Source organism: Mesorhizobium sp. M1329 (assembly GCF_040318035.1).
Classification (GTDB): domain Bacteria; phylum Pseudomonadota; class Alphaproteobacteria; order Rhizobiales; family Rhizobiaceae; genus Mesorhizobium.
Genome location: NZ_JAMYLN010000003.1, coordinates 75,139 through 94,221, shown reverse-complemented (window position 1 = coordinate 94,221; position 19,083 = coordinate 75,139). Strand labels below are relative to the sequence as shown.

Here is a 19,083-nt window from a genome sequence, read left to right as displayed (position 1 = left end):
CCGGGCGTATGCCAGCCAAGCCTCGCGCCGGCGTCTGGCGACGTCTGCTAAAACGGCCTCTCGCTTTGCTCGGCCTCGGGATTATTGCCATTGTCTTGGCCGGCGCCATTCTTGCACCGTGGCTGACAGGCTACGATCCGAATGAGCAGATGTTTGACGGGCTTACGCTTGAAGGCGCGCCACTGCCGCCGGGAGCCCAGTTCTGGCTGGGTACCGACCTGCTTGGCCGCGACCTGCTGACCCGTCTTCTCTTCGGCGCGCGCACGTCGCTGATCATCGGCATCGTCGCCAATGGCGTGGCGCTTCTGATCGGCACGCTGGTCGGCATCACCGCCGGCTATTTCCGCGGCTGGATCGGCAGCGCGCTTATGCGCTTCACCGATTTGATGATGGCTTTCCCGGCGCTGCTGCTCGCAATCTGCCTAGCGGCGGTGCTCCAGCCGAGCCTGTGGATCGTCGCCATGGTGATCGCATTGGTGAACTGGGTGCAGACCGCCCGCGTCATCTACACCGAGACAAGTTCGCTCTCCGAGCGCGAGTTCATCGATGCCGAGCGCACCATCGGCGCAAGCGCCCCACGCATCCTGTTTCGCCATATCCTGCCACACCTTTTGCCGACGATCATCGTCTGGGGCACGCTCGGCATCTCGACGACGGTGCTTCTGGAAGCGACGCTCAGCTATCTCGGCATCGGGGTGCAACCGCCGACTGCTTCCTGGGGCAACATCATCTTCGAAAACCAAACCTATTTTCAGGCAGCGCCCTGGCTGGTTTTCTTTCCCGGTGCGGCGATCCTGGCGCTGGCGCTGGCCTTTAACCTGGTCGGCGATGCGCTGCGCGACATCCTCGATCCGACGCAAAGGGGGCGGGCATGATCGCCTATCTCGGCCGCCGCATTGTCCAGTCGGTGCTCATCCTACTCGGGGTGTCGCTGATCACCTTTGCGCTGCTCTACCTCCTGCCGGCCGATCCGGTCCGCCAGATCGCCGGCCGCAGCGCCACGCCCGAGACGGTCGAGAACATCCGCCGGCAGCTCGGCCTCGACCAGCCCTTCGTCGTCCAGTACTGGCACTATCTGACCAGCCTCCTCAGCGGCGATCTGGGGCGCTCCTACATTCAGCGCTCGGAGGTCACGGAGCTTATCGTCTCGCGGCTGCCGGCAAGCCTGCTGCTGATGCTCGGCGCCATTGCCTGCGAAGTCGTGATCGGGCTGACGATGGGCCTCATCGCCGCCGTCAAGCGTGGCACCGCCACCGACCAATCGCTGATGGTCGCCTCCTTCGTCAGTGTTTCGGCGCCGCAATTCGTCGTCGGCCTGCTGCTGCTTTATGTGTTCGCGGTGCGGCTCGGCTGGTTCCCGATCGGCGGTTACGGCACCTGGCGTCATCTGGTGCTGCCCTCGCTGACCATGGGAATTCTCGGCGCCGGCTGGTACGCCCGCATGATGCGCTCGTCGATGATCGACGTGCTGCGCCAGGATTACGTGCGTACCGCGCGTGCCAAGGGTCTTGCACGCAGCGCCATTATCTTCCGGCACGCGCTGCCCAACGCCATCCTGCCGGTCATCGCCATGATCGGCATCGACATCGGCATCTTCATGGGCGGCATCGTGGTTGTCGAAAGCGTGTTCGGCTGGCCAGGCATCGGCCAGCTAGCCTGGCAGGCCATTCAGCGCATCGACATTCCGATCATTATGGGGGTCACCCTGGTTTCGGCCTTTGCCATCGTGCTCGGCAATCTCCTGGCCGACACTGTCGCACCTTTCATCGATCCACGCATCAAGCTCAGATGAAAACCAAGAAACCAGAGAAGGGAACATGACATGAGAAAATATCTGATATCGACCGTGGCGGCATCGGCGCTTGCGCTGGTGCTTGGCATGACAAGCGTACGCGCCGAAGACGCCGTCGATCCGAATGCCAAGCAGGGCGGTGCGATCACCATCACCTACAAGGACGACGTCGCCACGCTCGATCCAGCCATCGGCTATGACTGGCAGAACTGGTCGATGATCAAGAGCTTGTTCGACGGGCTGATGGACTACGAGCCGGGCACCACCAACCTGCGGCCCGACCTTGCCGAGAGCTACGAGATTGCGCGCGACGGCAAGACCTTCACCTTCAAACTGCGCCAGGGAGTGAAGTTCCACAATGGCCGCGAGATGACCGCCGACGACGTGAAATATTCGCTCGACCGGGTCACCAATCCAAAGACACAGAGCCCGGGTGCCGGCTTCTTCGGCTCGATCAAAGGCTATGACGACGTCGCTGCCGGCAAGGCGGAAAGCCTGGCCGGCATAACCGTCGTCGATCCCTACACGATCAAGTTCGAGCTGACGCGGCCCGACGCCACCTTCCTGCATGTCATGGCGATCAACTTCTCGCATGTCGTGCCGAAGGAAGAGGTCGAAAAATACGGCGCGGACTTCGGCAAGCATCCGGTCGGCACCGGCGCCTTCAAGCTCGCCGAATGGACACTCGGCCAGCGCGTGGTCTTCGAGCGCAACCCGGATTACTGGCACAAGGGTCTGCCGCATCTCGACAAGATCACCTTTGAGATCGGCCAGGAGCCGATCGTGGCGCTGCTGCGGCTGCAGAAAGGCGAGATCGACGTTCCCGGTGACGGCATTCCGCCGGCGAAATTCCAAGAGGTGATGGCCGATCCCGAGCAGAAGGCCCGTGTCGTCGAGGGCGGCCAGTTGCACACCGGCTATATCACCATGAATACCACCATGGCGCCCTTCGACAATGTGAAGGTACGGCAGGCGGTCAACATGGCGATCAACAAGGACCGTATCGTCCAGCTGATCAACAACCGTGCGGTGCCGGCCAATCAGCCGTTGCCGCCGTCGATGCCTGGCTATGACAAGGAATTCAAGGGCTATCCCTATGACGTGGCCAAGGCCAAGGCCTTGCATCCCGACGGATTTGACACACAGCTGTTTGCCATGAACACCGATCCCAACCCGCGCATCGCGCAAGCCATTCAGCAGGATCTGGCGGCGGTCGGCATCAAGGCCAGTATCCAGTCGCTCGCGCAGGCCAACGTCATCGCCGCCGGCGGCGACAAGGCCGGCGCGCCGATGATCTGGTCCGGTGGCATGGCCTGGATCGCCGACTTCCCCGATCCGTCGAACTTCTACGGCCCGATCCTGGGCTGCGCTGGTGCCGTCCCGGGCGGCTGGAACTGGTCGTGGTATTGCAACAAGGAGCTCGACGCCAAGGCGGCCGAAGCCGACTCCATCGTCGACCCGGCCAAGGCTGGCGAACGCGCCAAGATGTGGAGCGAGATCTACGGCAAGATCATGGAAGACGCGCCTTGGGCACCGATCTTCAACGAGCAGCGTTTCACCATGAAATCAGCTCGCATGGGTGGCGCCGACAACCTCTATGTCGACCCGGTCCACATTCCGATCAACTACGACAATGTGTATGTGACCGATGTGCAATAACTGCGACTACACCATCCACGGGCGCCACCATCATTTCGGCTGGGACAATTCCTTTGTCCCGGTCGAACGGGTGGCGCCAGGGTCGACGATCGAGTTCCAGTGCCTGGACTCGTCCGGCGGGCAGCTGACGATGGAGAGCACCGTCGACGACGTTGCCTTGCTCGACTTTGCCAAGGTGAACCCGGTCACGGGGCCAATTTATGTCGACGGGGCGGAGCCGGGCGATGCCCTGAAAATCACCATCGAGGCGTTCAAGCCGTCGGGCTTCGGCTGGACGGCGAATATCCCGGGATTCGGTCTGCTGGCGGATGACTTCACTCAACCGGCACTAAATATCTGGAACTACGACGCCGCCTCGCTCGAACCGGCGCTGTTCGGCAAGAACGGCCGGGTGCCGCTCAAGCCCTTCGCCGGCACCATCGGCAATGCCCCGGCTGAGCCGGGCCTGCATTCGGTGGTCCCGCCGCGGCGCGTGGGCGGCAATCTGGATATCCGCGATCTCGCTGCCGGCGCGGTGCTCTACCTGCCCATAGAGGTCGCGGGAGCGTTGTTCTCGGTCGGCGACACGCACGCCGCGCAAGGCGACGGCGAGGTCTGCGGCACGGCGATCGAGAGCCCGATGAACGCCGTGCTGACGCTCGATCTGGTCAAGGATGCCCGGCTGCGGACGCCGCGTTTCACAACGCCCGGTCCGGTGTCGCGGCATCTCGATACCAAGGGCTACGAGGTGACAACCGGTGTCGGGCCGGATCTGATGGACGGCGCCAGGAGCGCCGTCTCCCAGATGATCGACCTGCTCTCCGGCCGCTACGGGATGGATCCGGTAGATGCCTATATGCTCGTCTCGGTTTGCGGCGACCTGCGCATCAGCGAGATCGTCGACATGCCCAACTGGGTGGTTTCGTTCTACTTCCCCCGCTGCGTCTTTGAATGAACGTGGAGGACATCAAACGATCCGGGCAGGCCGCCGCGGAGAGTGGCTCCATCAGGCCGGTACTCAGCGTCTCAGGTCTGAGCGTCGCCGTGCGTGGCGAGGAGGGCGAGCGCGACGTCGTTTCCGACCTAACATTCGGCCTGATGCGCGGCGAAACGCTTTGCATTGCCGGCGAGTCCGGTTCCGGCAAGTCGATGACGGCGCTGGCCATCATGGGCTTGCTGCCGCAGCCGGCGGCACGCATCGGATCAGGCTCCATCCGGCTCGGCGATCAGGATCTCGCGGCTCTCAGCGAGAGCGGCATGCGCCGCATCCGCGGCAACCGTATTGCCATGATCTTTCAGGAACCGATGACATCGCTCAATCCGGTTCTGTCCATCGGCCGTCAGCTCACGGAGGCGATCGAGGCACACACCTCGCTGTCGCGCTCCTACTCGCGGCTGAGGGCGCTCGAGGCGCTGAAGGCAGTCCGAATTCCGGATGCCGAACGGCGGCTCGAGCACTATCCGCACGAACTCTCAGGCGGCATGCGCCAGCGCGTGATGATTGCAATGGCTCTGGCCCTGAACCCGGACGTGCTGATCGCCGATGAACCGACGACCGCCCTCGACGTCACCGTTCAGGGCGAGGTGCTGGAGCTGCTGCGCGACCTGCAGCGCGAGCACGGCACCAGCGTTATCCTGATCACGCACGACATGGGCGTCGTCGCCGAGATGGCGGACCGCGTCATCATCATGCGCGACGGCCGGATGGTCGAGCAGGGCAGGGCGGCTGACATCTTCAATCGCCCGCAGGCCGACTATACACGCGAGCTTCTGGTCGCCGTGCCGCGTATCGGCGGCGGACGGACGGCCGAAGACCGACAAGATGCCACCAACATGCCGGCCGAGCTTATATCTGTCAGCGATCTTCACGTCCGCTTCGACCTGCACGGCGGCTTCTTCGGCCGCGTTGACCGCAGGGTGCACGCGGTCGAAGGCGTCAGTTTCTCGATCGCGCCGCACGAAACCCTGTCGCTGGTCGGCGAATCGGGCTGCGGCAAGTCGACGACAGCCAAGGCGATCGCCGGGCTGGTGCCCTACACCGGCAGCATTTCAATCGGCGGCCACGACTTGTCGGCGCTCAACCGCAAGGAGCGCAAGGCTGTGCGCCGCAATGTGCAGATGATCTTTCAGGATCCCTTCGCGTCCCTCGACCCGCGCATGCGAGTAGGCGATCTCGTCGCCGAGCCTCTGCTGATCCACGGCCTCGGCGACAGAGAGCAACGGCATGCCCAGATCGCCGCCCTGTTCGAACGCGTCGGCCTCTCCGCTGACCAGATGGAGCGCTACCCCCACGAATTCTCCGGCGGGCAGCGCCAGCGAATCTGCATTGCACGGGCGCTGGCGCTGCGACCGAAGCTGATCATTGCCGACGAAAGCATTTCTGCCCTCGACGTGTCGGTGCAGGCGCGCGTGTTAAGATTGCTGAAGGAGCTGCAGCGCGAATTCGGCGTCGCATATCTCTTCATCTCGCACGATATGGCAGTGGTGGAGAACATCTCCGATCGCGTGGCGGTAATGTATCTGGGGCAGATCGTCGAGATGGGCACCTGCGACCAGATCTTCTCCAACCCGTGCCATCCTTACACAAAGCGGCTGATCGAAGCCGTTCCGGTTCCCGATCCAGGCCAGCGCCGCGCCCGGTTCGCCCGTTTGGACAGCGAAATTCCAAGCGCTGTGCGGCGCATCGGTGAGGAGCCCCGGAAACTCAAGCTTGAAGATGTTGGCGACGGCCACCTCGTCGCCACTTGATCGAACTTAGGCTGCCTCGTCCAGCCAATCCCGCAGAGGCTCAGGGACAGCTGCATATGTAATGTTCGAGTGGTGGAAATGATCGGCGATGGCGCTGCCGCGGCAGTGCCGTTGGGCGATGCCGAGTTGGCAAGATCACCAGTTTACATCTGACATGTTAGCATGCTAACACTACGTGCACATTGATTTCAACGGAGATCGCATTGGCTTCCCGCTTTGGTCTTTCGGTTGCCCTGACCACACCCTTCGACCCGTCGGGGAAGATAGCGCTCGCGCCGATGATCGCGCACGCCCGAGCCTGCCTTGGCGCCGGCTGCAGCAGCGTGACGCTGTTCGGCACCACTGGCGAAGGGGCCTCGGTTGGCACCGACGAGCGGCGGATCGTCACCGACGCCATGCTGGCGGCCGGTATTCCGGCACATCAGCTCGTCGCCGGAGTGCTGGTCGATGCAGCCGAAGATGCCGCCGATCAGGCCCGGCACGCTTTACAGCGCGGCGTTCGCAACATTCTGCTCGCCCCGCCGAGCTACTTCAAGAATGTCGGCGAGGACGGGCTGTTCGGTTGGTTTTCCGCCGTCTTCACCGCACTCGGTTCGCTGGCGCGCGACGTGCTCCTCTATAACATCCCCTCAGTCACCATGGTGCCGCTTCCGCTTGGGCTGATCGGCCGGCTGCGCACCGCTTTTCCCGCTGTGGTGGCCGGGGTGAAGGATTCCGGCGGGGACTGGAGCTACAGTGAGGCGCTGCTTGAAGCGCACGGCGATCTGGTGATCCTCATCGGCGACGAACGGCATCTGGCGAGAAGCGTGCGCCGTGGCGGACAGGGTGCGATTTCCGGCATGGCTAATTTTGTTACCGGCGAAATCCGCGCAATGGTCGAAGAGGGCCGCGACGACTCACGCGTCGAGGACTTCGTGCTCGAATTGCTCAAATACCCGGTCACGCCGGCGGTGAAGGTCATGGTCGCGCGCAAGACCGGCGACGAGCGCTGGCTGGCGGTCCGCCCGCCCCTGGAGGCGATCGATCCGCAAGGACAGCGGCAGCTTGCCGCTGCCTACGACAGGCTGTTTGCGACAGAGGCCGCCTGACCGACAAGGCCGGGCTGACCGACAAGGAAGCGAGCTGAAGTGGAAGACGGCAGCGAACCGATCACTCTCCGGGAGAAAGCCTATGCCAGCTTCACGCGGCATTTGCTAGCCCGTGATCTGCGGCCGGGGCAGTTCGTGTCACAGCGCGAACTGGTCGCTTTCACCGGGCTGCCGCTGGGTGCCATTCGCGAGATCGTCCCGCGTCTCGAGGCCGAGGGACTGCTGACCACCATCCCGCAGCGCGGCATGCAAATCGCGCATATCGATATCAATCTGATCCGCGAGGCGTTTCAGTTTCGATTGTTCATGGAACGCGAGGCAGTGGCGCTATTCACGACCAGCGCTTCTGACGCCGAACTTGCCAGCATGCGGCGCGAACATGAGGAGATGCTGGCTCAAGCTCTGGGACAGGCGCCGACGCCGGAAATGGAAGCCAAGGCCCAGAACATCGACTGGGCCATGCACGACACCTTCATCAATGCGCTCGGCAACGAGATTATCGCCAAAGCCTATCTGGTCAACTCGGTGAAAATCCGGCTGATCCACCAGGAACGTTTCCGCATCGACGGCCGTGTGGTGCCGGTGATGCGCGAGCATTTGGCAGTCATCGAAGCCATGGAGAGCCGCAATCCGCAAAAAGCGGTTGAAGCGATCAGTCTGCATATCGACAATGCGCGCCGGCTGGCGCTCCAGATCTGAGGAAATATAGCCGCGCCGCGGTTCGCGGCGCATCCACAACGACAGCAACCGGGAGGAAGAAATGTCGTCCAATCTGTTCAACCCAACCAGGAGGCAACTCCTTGCCGGAACCGCAGCGCTCACCGCTGCCGGCCTTGTGGGGCTTCGCCCCGGCTTTGCCGCAGGCGTTGACTGGAAACGCTTTGCCGGGACGACGCTTGACGTCAATCTGGTGAAAAGCCCGCGCAGCGACACGATCCTGAAATATCTCGCCGAGTTCGAGGAACTGACCGGCATCAAGGTCAATGCCGAGGCCACGCCCGAGCAGCAGCAGCGCCAGAAGACGGTGATCGAATTGAGCTCGGGCAAGCCGAGCTTCGACGTCGTGCATCTGAGCTACCACGTGCAGAAGCGCCAGTTCGAGAAGGGTGGGTGGCTAGCCGACATCGCCGGCTACCTCGCCGATCCGTCGCTCACCGACCCGGCGCTTGTCGAAAGCGACTTCGCCGAAGCCGGCATGCTGTTTGCCAAGGACGGCCAGGGCGTGCTGCGCTCGCTACCGTTCTCGGTGGACTACTGGATCCTCTATTGGAACAAGGAGCTGTTCGAGGCCAAGGGCCTCAAATACCCCGAGACCTTCGAGCAACTGGTGGCCGCTGCCGAAGCGCTGACCGACCCGTCGACCAATACATACGGCTTCGTCGCCCGCGGGCTCAAGAACGCAAACACGCCGGTGTGGACGTCGCTGATGCTCGGCTACGACATGACGCCGCTAGATGACAAGGGCAAGCTGCGCACCGAGGCTCCCGAGGCGATCGAGGCTGCCGCGCTCTATCAAAGATTGATGACCAAGTCCGCCCCTCCGGGCGTTACCGGGTTCAATTGGGCCGAAGCACAGTCTGCCTTCCTGCAGGGCAAGATCGGCATGTGGCTCGACGGCGTGGGCTTTGCCCCCCCGATGGAAAATCCGGAAAAATCGAGGGTGGTGGGCAAGGTCGGTTACGGCGTGATGCCCAAGGGTCCCAAGGCGCATGCCTCAGGCACCTTCGGCGACGGGATTGGCGTTACCGCCGCCAGCGAGAAGAAGGAGGCCGCCTATCTGTTCTGCCAGTGGGCGGTATCGCCAACCATGGGCGCGCGGCTGTTGCAGGCCGGCGCCGGTGTTCCGTTTCGCAAATCCGTGCTGGAAGATCCCAAGGTGCGCGAAGGCGTCACCATGCCGGCAAGCTGGCTTGATGCCGTGGTCGGCTCGGGCAATATCAGCCGGCTGGCGCTGCCGGTCATCATCCCCGTCACCGAATTCCGCGACATCTATGGCGTGGCGCTGACCAACATGATTGCCGGCGCCGATCCCGCCGCGGAGCTGAAGAAGGCCACCGAGCAGTTCCAGCCGGTTCTCGACAGGAGCGAGCAGGGCTGATGTCGGCCACCACCCCAGAACAGACCGGGGTGACGATGCCGGTTATCGACGGGAGCCAGACGATCCGGCTGGCTCCCAACTACTGGCCCTTCGTTGTCCCCGCACTCGTCGTCGTCGGCGCCGTCATCGTCTTCCCCTGGGCTTTCACCCTGTGGATGAGCGTCAACCGCTGGACGCTCGGCCAGTCGCGAAGCTTTGCCGGGATGGAAAACTATCTCCGCCTGGCCAGCGACCCACGGTTCTGGGAATCCCTTGTTCATACACTGACCTACACCTTCCTCTCGGTTGCAGCGCCGATGCTCCTGGGCACTCTGGCCGCCCTGATCTTCGACGCCAGGTTTCCGCTGCGCGGGTTGCTGCGCGGCGTCTTCGTCATGCCGATGATGGCGACGCCCGTTGCCGTGGCACTCGTCTGGACAATGATGTTCCATCCTCAGCTTGGCGTGCTCAACTACCTGCTGTCGCTGGTCGGCATCCCGGCTCAGGAATGGATATTCAATGCCAACACGGTCATCCCGTCGCTGGTTGCGGTCGAGACCTGGCAGTGGACGCCGCTGGTCATGCTGATCGTGCTTGGCGGGCTGGCCTCGGTGCCGCGCGAGCCCTTCGAAAGCGCCGAGATCGACGGCGCCAATGCCTGGCAGCAATTCCGCTATCTCACTCTGCCGATGATCGCGCCGTTCCTGATGATCGCGGTCATCATCCGCACCATCGATGCCTTGAAGAGCTTCGACATCATCTATGCGATGACACAGGGCGGGCCGGGAACGGCGTCGGAGACCATCAACATCTATCTCTACAACACCGCCTTCTCCTACTACGATATCGGCTACGGCTCGGCCATGGCCGTGGTGTTCTTCATTGTCATCGTGGCCCTGTCGTTTGTCCTGCTGATGCTGCGCCAACGCTCGCAGTGGATCGATACGGAGGGCAAATAGATGAGTTCACGGCTGCTCAACCAGATCGGTCTGTTTTTCGCTGCCCTGATTTTCGTCTCGCCGGCGATCCTGTTCTTCCTCTGGATGATCTCGCTGTCGCTGAAATTCGAGATCGACAACGGTGCCTATCCGCCGATCCTGATCCCCGAACGCTTCGCCTGGTCGAACTATGTAAAGGTGTTCGAGGAGAACAATTTCCTGCTCTATCTCTGGAATTCGGTTCTGGTGACCGGCACGGCAACCTTGCTGGCGCTGCTGATCGGCGTACCGGCCGGCTATGGCATCGCACGGCTCAAGGCTGAACGGTCGGCGGTCGTCATCATGATCGCCCGCATGACGCCCGGACTATCGTATCTCATCCCGCTGTTTCTGCTGTTCCAATGGATCGGGATCCTCGGCACGCTGTGGCCGCAGATCATCATCCACCTGGTAGTGACGGTACCGATAGTGGTCTGGGTGATGATCGGCTATTTCGAGACCACGCCGATGGAACTGGAAGAGGCGGCCAACATCGACGGCGCCAGCTCCTGGCAGGTGTTCCGGCTGGTTGCCCTGCCCATCGCCAAGCCGGGCATCGTCGTCGCCTTCATCCTGTCCGTGATCTTCTCATGGAACAATTTCGTCTTCGGCGTGGTGCTCGCCAGCCGTGAGACGCGCACCCTGCCGGTCGCCGTCTACAACATGCTGTCCTACGAGCAGGTCAGCTGGGGGCCGCTCGCCGCGGCGGCGCTGGTGGTGACGTTACCGGTGCTGATCCTGACCATGTTCGCGCAAAGGCAGATCGTCGCGGGGCTGACCGCCGGCGCCGTCAAGGGCGGCTGAGGGCGCGCCCTGACATCACTCTTTTCTGGGAAAGATACAATGGCATCGGTAACGATCAACAACGTGCAGAAGGCCTTCGGGGCTACCAAGATCATTCACGACGTCAGCGTCGATATCGCCGATGGCGAATTCGTCATCCTGGTCGGCCCGTCGGGATGCGGAAAGTCAACGCTGCTGCGGATGATTGCGGGGCTTGAAACGATCTCCGGCGGGAAGATCGCCATCGGCGAGCGTATGGTCAACAATCTGCGGGCACGGGACCGGAACATCGCCATGGTGTTCCAGAATTATGCGCTCTATCCGCATATGACTGTGGCCGACAATATGGGCTTTGCCCTCAAGATCAAGAAAGCCGACCCGACCGATACCGCTGGCCGGGTCAGGAAGGCAGCCGGCATTCTCGGCCTGGAAAAGCTGCTTGACCGCTATCCGCGCCAGCTTTCGGGCGGCCAGCGCCAGCGCGTCGCCATGGGTCGCGCGATCGTACGCGACCCGCAGGTCTTCCTGTTCGACGAGCCGCTCTCCAACCTCGATGCCAAGTTGCGCGTCCAGATGCGCGGCGAAATCAAGGCCCTGCACCAGCGGCTGGGTACGACGACGATCTATGTCACGCACGACCAGATCGAGGCCATGACGATGGCCGACAAGATCGTCGTGCTGCATGACGGCCTGGTCGAGCAGATCGGCGCGCCGCTGGACCTTTATGACCATCCGGCCAACCTCTTCGTTGCCGGTTTCATCGGCTCGCCCGCCATGAACTTCATCGCCGGACGCATCGAGGAGGGCGTGTTCCGCAGCGCCGGCGGGTTGATCCTGCCGTTGCCGGAAGGCGCCCAGCCGGCGGATGCCGCGGGACGCGAACTCGTCTACGGCATTCGACCGGAACATATCCGGGCAACCGGGCGGGGCATGCCGGGCACGGTCACGCTTCTCGAGGCGACCGGCTCGGAAATCTTCGCCAGGGTCGACTGCTCCGGTGAAGAAATCTCCTGCCTGTTCAGAGAAAGGCTTGCGCTCAAGCAAGGCGAAGGGGTGCGGATCGAAATCGACCGCGCATGTGCGCATCTGTTCGACGCCGAAACTGGTCGGCGCATCTGACTCGCTGGTCCGGTGAATGCGTGGTCGGCCTAGGTCGGCAACGCGAATTCACCGGCGAGTTCGATGGCGCGGCCTTCGCCGGCCGATCTCTGCGCGGCGAGACCCATGACGACGGCCCACCAGCCGTCTTGCAAGGTCACTTCCACCTTGCTCTGTCCGCGCACCGCAGCGGTGAAGCGGACGTGCTCGAAATAGGTCGAACCATTACGGTCGCCTGCCTCGAGCAGCCGGGGATCGACGGGAATCTCCAGCAGTCGTGGTCCAGGCGGATTGCGCGGGCTGACGATCAACTGGGGCACTGGCGCAGGGCCAAGGTGGGTCGGCCAGAAACGGCCTGGTCCGGGCACCAGACATTCGATCTTTCCGTCGCCGCCGACAGCGCAGAGTTCCTCCTGGTAGCGGCTGCCCTCGGCAAACATGCACAGTTCCAGCATGGCGCGCGCGCCGCTCGCGAAATCACCCAGCACATAGCCATGGTCAAGGATATCCGGCCTCTCACCGCCATAGCGTTCGTCGAGATGGTTTACGGCCTGTCCAGCGCTGGCCATCACGCGGACGGGGCCGGATCCGAGGATCAGCCGCATCAGGTCGAAGAAGTGGCAGCACTTCTCGACGAACGTGCCGCCGGTGTTGCGGTTGAAGCGGTTCCAGTCGCCGACCTTGGCCAGAAACGGGAAGCGGTGCTCGCGGACCGTCAGCATGCGGATGCCGCCGGTGGCGTGGCGCGCCTGCTCGACAAATGCGGCGACGGGCGGCATATAGCGGTATTCCATGGCCACCCAGACGAGCGGAAGCCGAGCTTTCAGCGCCGCGATCCGCCCCTCGTCAGCGGCCTCGGTGAAGAGCGGCTTTTCCACCAGCACCGGCAGTGGTCGAAGTGCGGCGATCTGCTCCATCTGACCGAGGTGCTGGTGGTTGGGGCCGGCAATCAAGACGCAGTCTACCTCGTCTATGGCCAGCAGTTCGGCGATCGATGCCGCCGACCGTGCGCCCGACGCCATCGCCAGCGATGCCGCCAACATGCAGGGGTCCGGCTCGAAGATCGCGGCCACATGCGCGTCGCGCAACAGGGCGATGTTGCGGATATGCTCGCGGCCCATCATGCCGGAACCGAGGATGCCCTAGCCGATCGACGATCTGGTCACGTTGCGTCTTCCTCCGGCCTATCTGAAACGCGTGACGTACTGCGCCGCGCCCTTTTCGCCAAGTGAATTGGACGCTGCTGTCATTGGCTTCTCCTGTCGGACAAAAAAGCCTCAATGCAGCGCAAAGAAGCGGTTCAGCGTCGGATTATCGACCGCGAAGCCGCCGAGCAAAAGCTGCTGGAGCCAGTCGCCGACCAGTGGGACGGCCGTGAAGAAGTTGGTGATGACAGTAGCGCCCCAGAACGACATCTGTCCCCAAGGCAGCACGTAGCCCATGAAGGCCGTCGCCATCATCAGCAGGAGGTTGGTGCAACCGAGCACCCACAGCAACTCACGCGGCGCCTTGTACGAACCATAGTAGAGCCCACGACAGATATGGATGTAGACGGCAATGAAGAAGAACGACGCCCCGTTGGAATGGAGATAGCGCAGCAGCCAGCCCGAATTCACGTCGCGCATGATCTGCTCGACCGAATTGAAGGCCAGCCCGTATCAGGTGCGTAATGCATCGCCAGCACGATGCCGGTCAGGATCTGTGAAACCAGCATGATCGTGAGAATGCCGCCGAACGTATAGGCGTAGTTCAGGTTGCGCGGGACGGGATAGACGATGAAGCTGTCGTGCACCAGCCGCGGCAGCGGCAGGCGGGCGTCGAACCAACGTTCGATTCTGGTTTTGGGCGTATAGGTCGAGTGTTTGTTGCCGCTCATCGAAATGCACCCGCCTCAACCGATGCGGATCTTAGTGTCGGAAACGAATTGAAACACCGGTACCGCCATGTTCTCGAGTGCCGGCCCCTTCCGGATGCGGCCGGCGGTGTCGTATTGCGAACCATGGCAGGGGCAGAGCCAACCGCCGAAATCGCCTTCCTGGCCATGCGGGATGCAGCCGAGATGGGTGCAGACCTGGACCATCACAACCCAGGCTTCCTTGCCCGGCGTGGTTCGGTTGGCGTCGGTTGCCGGCGCATCGGCCGGCAGGTTGGCGTTGCGGGCGATTGGATCCTTGAGCTCGGCGAGACTGACTGCCTGGCCGTCCTTCCTCTCTTTTTCAGTGCGGTTGCGTACGACCACCGGCTTGCCGTGCCAGTCGACGATCAGCGACGTTCCCGGCGTCAGCGAGGAGACGTCGACCTCGATCGCGGCGGGCACTTCGACGCGCAATGTGTGCTCGGCTGTGGAGGTTTCGGAAAGGTCGGCCATGATGGCGACTCCTGTTGTTGGAAGCTGCGTCATCGCGTTGGTGGCAATCGAGCAAAAGCAGGCCACGGCTTTCGCCTTTCCAGTCTGCTCATGCCGCGCGGAATATGCCTGCCGTGGCCGGGTGTGAGCCATCGTGCCAACGGCACGTGCGTCCAATACTTTCGTTTAGGATTCCCTGAGCGAAGGACTGGCCGGGCTGTCGATGACGCCATCATGGAAGGTTATGGATTCCTCCAGATAACCGTCGGCCACTGAGCTGGAATGCGCGTCCGGCATTGCGCGCAGCGATCCCGAACTTCAGCCCGACCATACCTCGGCATAGGCACGTCTAGCTGTCGGTGTCGCAGTCGTGGTCTCCGCCAGGTGCGAGTTTCTGGGGCGGCTGTCTCGCGTGGCAGGTTTTCCGCCCGGCGAGGACCAGCGCGATTCAATCGGGTTCAGAAAAAGGGAAAAGCGGTGAAACTCTATTACAGCCCTCTCGCCTGCAGCCTAGCGGACCACATCGCACTGGAAGAAGCGGGTGTTTCCTTCGAGCGCGAAAGCGTGAACCTCAAGACCAAACGAACGGGCTCCGGGGATGATTTCACTACCGTCACGCGCAAGGGCTACGTTCCGGCCCTCGTGCTGGATAGCGGCGAAACGCTGACGGAAAATATCGCCGTCCTCGACTGGATTGCGTCGCAATACCCGCCACTGGGAGTGGCGGGGCCGTTGGGCCGTACCCGCCTTCTCGAAGCGCTGACCTACGTCTCAACTGAAATACACCGAAGCTTCAAGCCGATGTGGCACCAAAGCAGCGATGCCGAAAGGGCCAAGGCGAGCGCGACGATTACGAGCCAACTCGAGTTCTTCGCTGACGGGCTCGAGACCGACTATCTGTTCGGCGACAAACCCAGCGTCGCGGATTTTTATCTTTTCGTGATGCTGCTTTGGGCGGCCCGCTTCCACGTCCCTGTTCCCGCGCCTTTGCAAGCGCTTCGCGCCCGAATGGCTGCCCGACCGGCCGTGCGCATCGCAATGGATCGTGAGGGCCTCGTCTGAAGCCGCGGGCGGCTCCGAGCATAAGATCAGACGCAACATATCCGCTCGCCCCAACAGAAGATCAGGAGTCATTCTCATGCTGCCGTTCCTGCGGATGCTACATCCAGCCGCTTCCAAGCGCGGGGGTGGCCTACGTCTCGAATTTCTCCGGAAGGAAATCGAGGAAACGCTGGACCTTACCGACATTCAGTCAGGGCTCGCCGCACGGCCCCCTGGCGGAGTGGTTACAATCCTGGATTCGCCGCAGTCACCGTCGAAATAAGCCCAATATTTCCTGTCGGCCGGTGTGGCGGCGGTCTAGTCGTTCCCGCTTGTTGGTCATCATAGAGGCTTCATCATGAATGCGAGTAAGGCTCCCGAGACGGTCGATCATCGCCGCCGGCGCATTGTTGGTGCAACAGCAATGACGTTCGCCGCCACCGAACTCGGCTTGAGCGCGCCGGCAGCCACTTGGATGGTCGAGGCGAGGGCATCTGCAACGCAAGCCACGCAGAAATCATTCGGCTCGCTCAGACGGGTCAATGCCGGAAAACTGAGCGTCGGATATGCGGAGCTGGGGCCGGCCGAAGGTGCCCCTGTGATCCTGCTTCATGGCTGGCCTTATGACATTCACACCTACACCGACGTCGCTCCTTTGCTTGCCGCAAAGGGGTACCGCGTGATCGTGCCCTACCTGCGCGGCTACGGCACTACCCGCTTCCTGTCGGACGAGACGATGCGCAACGGCCAGCAGTCGGCGCTCGCCGCGGATACGATTGCGCTGATGGATGCGCTGGGGATCGAAAAGGCCACGATCGCCGGCTGCGACTGGGGCGCCCGAACGGCCAATGTCGTTGCCGCCCTCTGGCCTGAGCGTTGCAAGGCGATCGTCTCGGTGAGCGGCTATCTCATCGGAAATCAGCAGGTCGGCATGGTGCCGCTGCCACCGGTGGCGGAGCTTCAATGGTGGTATCACTATTACTTCGCCACGGATCGCGGCCGCGCCGGCTACGAGAAATACACGCGCGATTTCGCCAAACTCATCTGGCAACTCGCTTCGCCGCGGTGGAATTTCGACGATGACATCTTCCAGCGCAGCGCCGCAGCCCTGGACAACCCGGATCACGTCAGCATCGTCATTCACAATTACCGCTGGAGGCTCGGCCTGGCGCTGGGCGAGCCGGAATATGACGGTCTGGAAAACTGGCTGGCCGAAGCTCCCGTGATCACAGTGCCGACCATTACCCTTGAGGGTGATGCCAATGGCGCACCCCATCCCGACAGCAGTTCCTACGCCAAGAAATTCTTGGGCAGATACACGCACCGGATCATCACCGGCGGTATCGGCCACAACTTGCCTCAAGAAGCCCCGCAAGCCTTTGCCCAGGCTGTCATCGACGTCGGCGAATACTGATATCCATTCTGGTTCTCGGCACAGCCTCCTGTCGGCTTAGGCGAGAACAGCTCTCCCGCCGACCCAGACCGACGCGATGTTGGCCTTGGAAGCGGAGTAGACGATCTTCTGAAGGATGCCGTCGCCGTCGTCGAGTTCGTCCCTCGCCGGCTCGCGTATCTATGCGCATCGCTCGATCCACGACCGTCTGGTGGAGGGTCTGGCGGAAGAGGCGCGAAAGCTGCGTCTCGGACACGGGCTTGACCTGGATACCGACCTTGGTCCGCTGGTCAACGGAACTCAGGCTGCGCGCGTCGCCTTGTATGTCGGCGATGGTGCTTCCAGCGGCGCCGAGATCATCACCGGTGGCCGGCGCTTCGACAACTTCTTCGAGCCGACTGTGGTCACCGGCGTCCGCCCGGACACGCGCATGATGCGCGAGGAAATCTTCGGCCCGGTCGTTGCCGATGTCGCGGAGGCGGTAAGCCATGCGAACGACTCGCCCTACGGCCTCGCCGCAAGCGTCTGGACCCGCGACCTTTCCACTGCGCATCGCCTTGCCGCACGTGTCCGGTCGGGCACCGTCTGGATCAATTGCCATTCCTACTTCTCGCCGGAGTTGCCGAAAGGCGGCCACAAGCAATCCGGTTGGGGTTATGAGAACGGCGCACCGGGCCTGGAGAACTATCTCGAGACGAAAACGGTCTGCGCGGTGATTTAGCCGCGCCTTTCCCGCGATGTTCGCAGATCGGCGGCTGACAGCCTTTCCATCCGCGAACAAGCATTGATCGAAAATTGCCCGATCCTCCTGAGGACCAGTTCCTTGACGGCGCTGGTCCACATCGACGTTGCGCTTGACTCGTCCATATTATTCATAATAAATCATACATATTGCTTCGAAAAAAGACGGCAGGTCTGGGAGGACCAATGAAAATCACGGCCATCAAGGCGCGCGTCTGCAATGCGGAAATGCGCAACTGGGTCTTCGTTCGCGTCGAAACCGACGAGCCCGGCTTGTTTGGCTGGGGTGAGGCAACGCTGGAATGGAAGACCCGAGCCATCGTTGGGGCGCTTCAGGACCTTGAGGCCCTGCTCATCGGGCAAGATCCGCGCAATGTGGAGCAGTGCTACCAGATACTTACGCGGCACGGCTTTTGGCGCCTCGGCGTCGAGGGAATGTCCGCCGTCAGCGGCATCGAGATCGCGCTCTGGGACATCCTGGGCAAGTCATTGGGCGTCCCAGTCTGGCGCCTTTTGGGCGGCCGGGTTCGCGACTATCTGCGCACCTATACGCATCTCGGCCTCGGGGACATGAAGGCGGTCTATGAGACCGGATCCGCGGATGCCATGGTGGAACGCGGACGTATCGTGACGCAAGCAGGCTACGATGCCGTCAAGGTCGTCTGCATTCCCTACACCCACTACGTATCGCCCGCAAAGGCAGTCGACTCCGTTGCCAATATGGTCGGCTCACTTCGCGAGGCGGTAGGCCCGGATATCGACATCATGGTCGATTTCCACGGCCGCCCTTCATCGGTTAACGCGGCGATGGATTACCTCAAGGCAATCGAGCCGGCCCGCATCATGTTCGCGGAAGAGCCCGTTCCACCCGAAGATGTTGCCGGACTGGCGCATATTACGGCGCGATCGGCCGTGCCGATCGCGTCCGGCGAACGGCTGATCGGGCGCCGCGAATTCACACACTCGATCGCAGCCCGCGCCTTCAACATTGCCCAGCCTGATATTTGCCACACTGGCGGTCTGCTCGAGGCAAAGAAGATCGCGGCCATGGCGGAAACCGCAGGCATCGGCCTTGCACCGCACAACCCGCTCGGTCCGATCGCCGGTGTGGCTGCTCTTCATTTCGGCATATCGACGCCAAACGTTGTCATTCAGGAGGAGATGTCCGGTGCCGTCGCCTGGTACGACGACGTCGTCATGTGGCCAATTCAGCGTAAACCCGGCCGCTGGGATCTGCCCGAACTGCCGGGCCTTGGCGTCACCGTCAATGAGGACGTGATCGCGCGCCACCCCTTCAAGCAGGAAGTGCTGCATGCCCGCAACGCCGTTATGCCGGACGGCACCGTGGTCGACTGGTGAA

17 protein-coding genes and 1 pseudogene are annotated in these 19,083 nt (G+C 62.4%); 15 read left to right on the top strand and 3 right to left on the bottom strand.

Features of this window, described 5'->3' with window-relative positions; translation table 11 throughout:
- Positions 1–8 precede the first annotated feature (8 nt).
- From NKH21_RS04055 to NKH21_RS04005, 11 genes are all read left to right on the top strand, one after another.
- Positions 9–875 (top strand): ABC transporter permease, encoded by an 867-nt coding sequence (locus NKH21_RS04055; RefSeq protein ID WP_352661341.1) that lies wholly within the window; start codon positions 9–11, stop codon positions 873–875.
- Positions 872–1,792, top strand: coding sequence for an ABC transporter permease (locus NKH21_RS04050; protein ID WP_352661080.1), 921 nt, complete (start codon positions 872–874; stop codon positions 1,790–1,792). The genes NKH21_RS04055 and NKH21_RS04050 overlap by 4 nt, the downstream gene beginning before the upstream one ends.
- Positions 1,793–1,822: 30 nt before the next feature.
- Positions 1,823–3,451, top strand: a complete 1,629-nt coding sequence (locus NKH21_RS04045; RefSeq protein WP_352863173.1) for an ABC transporter substrate-binding protein — start codon at positions 1,823–1,825, stop codon at positions 3,449–3,451.
- Positions 3,441–4,385 (top strand): acetamidase/formamidase family protein, encoded by a 945-nt coding sequence (locus NKH21_RS04040; RefSeq protein ID WP_352661086.1) that lies wholly within the window; start codon positions 3,441–3,443, stop codon positions 4,383–4,385. The genes NKH21_RS04045 and NKH21_RS04040 overlap by 11 nt, the downstream gene beginning before the upstream one ends.
- Positions 4,382–6,178 carry an ABC transporter ATP-binding protein gene (locus NKH21_RS04035; RefSeq protein ID WP_352661089.1) on the top strand — a complete coding sequence of 599 codons (1,797 nt, stop codon included), beginning with the start codon at positions 4,382–4,384 and terminating at the stop codon, positions 6,176–6,178. The genes NKH21_RS04040 and NKH21_RS04035 overlap by 4 nt, the downstream gene beginning before the upstream one ends.
- Before the next feature lie 203 nt (positions 6,179–6,381).
- Entirely contained in the window at positions 6,382–7,266 is an 885-nt protein-coding gene (locus NKH21_RS04030; protein ID WP_352661092.1) for a dihydrodipicolinate synthase family protein, read from the top strand.
- Positions 7,267–7,305: 39 nt separating this feature from the next.
- Positions 7,306–7,965: a GntR family transcriptional regulator gene (locus NKH21_RS04025; protein ID WP_352661095.1), complete on the top strand. Its 660-nt coding sequence runs from the start codon at positions 7,306–7,308 to the stop codon at positions 7,963–7,965.
- Between the two features lie 61 nt (positions 7,966–8,026).
- A complete protein-coding gene (locus NKH21_RS04020) occupies positions 8,027–9,364 on the top strand; it encodes an extracellular solute-binding protein (RefSeq protein ID WP_023674177.1) in 1,338 nt (445 codons plus the stop codon).
- Between the two features lie 35 nt (positions 9,365–9,399).
- Positions 9,400–10,302 (top strand): carbohydrate ABC transporter permease, encoded by a 903-nt coding sequence (locus NKH21_RS04015; RefSeq protein WP_245274609.1) that lies wholly within the window; start codon positions 9,400–9,402, stop codon positions 10,300–10,302.
- Positions 10,303–11,124, top strand: a complete 822-nt coding sequence (locus tag NKH21_RS04010) for a carbohydrate ABC transporter permease (RefSeq protein WP_352863169.1) — start codon at positions 10,303–10,305, stop codon at positions 11,122–11,124. It abuts the gene before it with no gap.
- Between the two features lie 39 nt (positions 11,125–11,163).
- Positions 11,164–12,222, top strand: a complete 1,059-nt coding sequence (locus NKH21_RS04005) for an ABC transporter ATP-binding protein (protein WP_352863167.1) — start codon at positions 11,164–11,166, stop codon at positions 12,220–12,222.
- 29 nt (positions 12,223–12,251) lie between these two features.
- On the opposite strand, the gene NKH21_RS04000 is transcribed toward NKH21_RS04005, so the two are convergent.
- The 3 genes and pseudogenes from NKH21_RS04000 to petA form a co-directional block, all read right to left on the bottom strand.
- Positions 12,252–13,325 carry a Gfo/Idh/MocA family protein gene (locus NKH21_RS04000; RefSeq protein ID WP_502903348.1) on the bottom strand — a complete coding sequence of 358 codons (1,074 nt, stop codon included), beginning with the start codon at positions 13,323–13,325 and terminating at the stop codon, positions 12,252–12,254.
- A gap of 156 nt (positions 13,326–13,481) precedes the next feature.
- Positions 13,482–14,077: pseudogene (locus tag NKH21_RS03995) on the bottom strand (cytochrome b); the annotation flags it as partial.
- A 15-nt stretch (positions 14,078–14,092) separates the two neighbouring features.
- Positions 14,093–14,569 (bottom strand): ubiquinol-cytochrome c reductase iron-sulfur subunit, encoded by a 477-nt coding sequence (gene petA, locus NKH21_RS03990; protein ID WP_352661104.1) that lies wholly within the window; start codon positions 14,567–14,569, stop codon positions 14,093–14,095.
- Positions 14,570–15,025: 456 nt separating this feature from the next.
- On the opposite strand from petA, the gene NKH21_RS03985 reads away from it, so the two are divergent.
- The 4 genes from NKH21_RS03985 (at position 15,026) to dgoD (ending at position 19,082) form a co-directional block, all read left to right on the top strand.
- The gene (locus NKH21_RS03985; protein WP_352863165.1) at positions 15,026–15,610 is read left to right on the top strand and encodes a glutathione binding-like protein; all 585 of its coding nucleotides are present in this window, start codon (positions 15,026–15,028) and stop codon (positions 15,608–15,610) included.
- Positions 15,611–15,947: 337 nt separating this feature from the next.
- The gene (locus NKH21_RS03980; protein WP_352863163.1) at positions 15,948–17,003 is read left to right on the top strand and encodes an alpha/beta fold hydrolase; all 1,056 of its coding nucleotides are present in this window, start codon (positions 15,948–15,950) and stop codon (positions 17,001–17,003) included.
- Positions 17,004–17,118: 115 nt separating this feature from the next.
- Positions 17,119–17,703, top strand: a complete 585-nt coding sequence (locus NKH21_RS03975; RefSeq protein WP_352661110.1) for an aldehyde dehydrogenase family protein — start codon at positions 17,119–17,121, stop codon at positions 17,701–17,703.
- 206 nt (positions 17,704–17,909) lie between these two features.
- Positions 17,910–19,082 carry a galactonate dehydratase gene (dgoD, locus tag NKH21_RS03970; RefSeq protein ID WP_352661113.1) on the top strand — a complete coding sequence of 391 codons (1,173 nt, stop codon included), beginning with the start codon at positions 17,910–17,912 and terminating at the stop codon, positions 19,080–19,082.
- The last annotated feature ends 1 nt before the right edge of the window (position 19,083 follow it).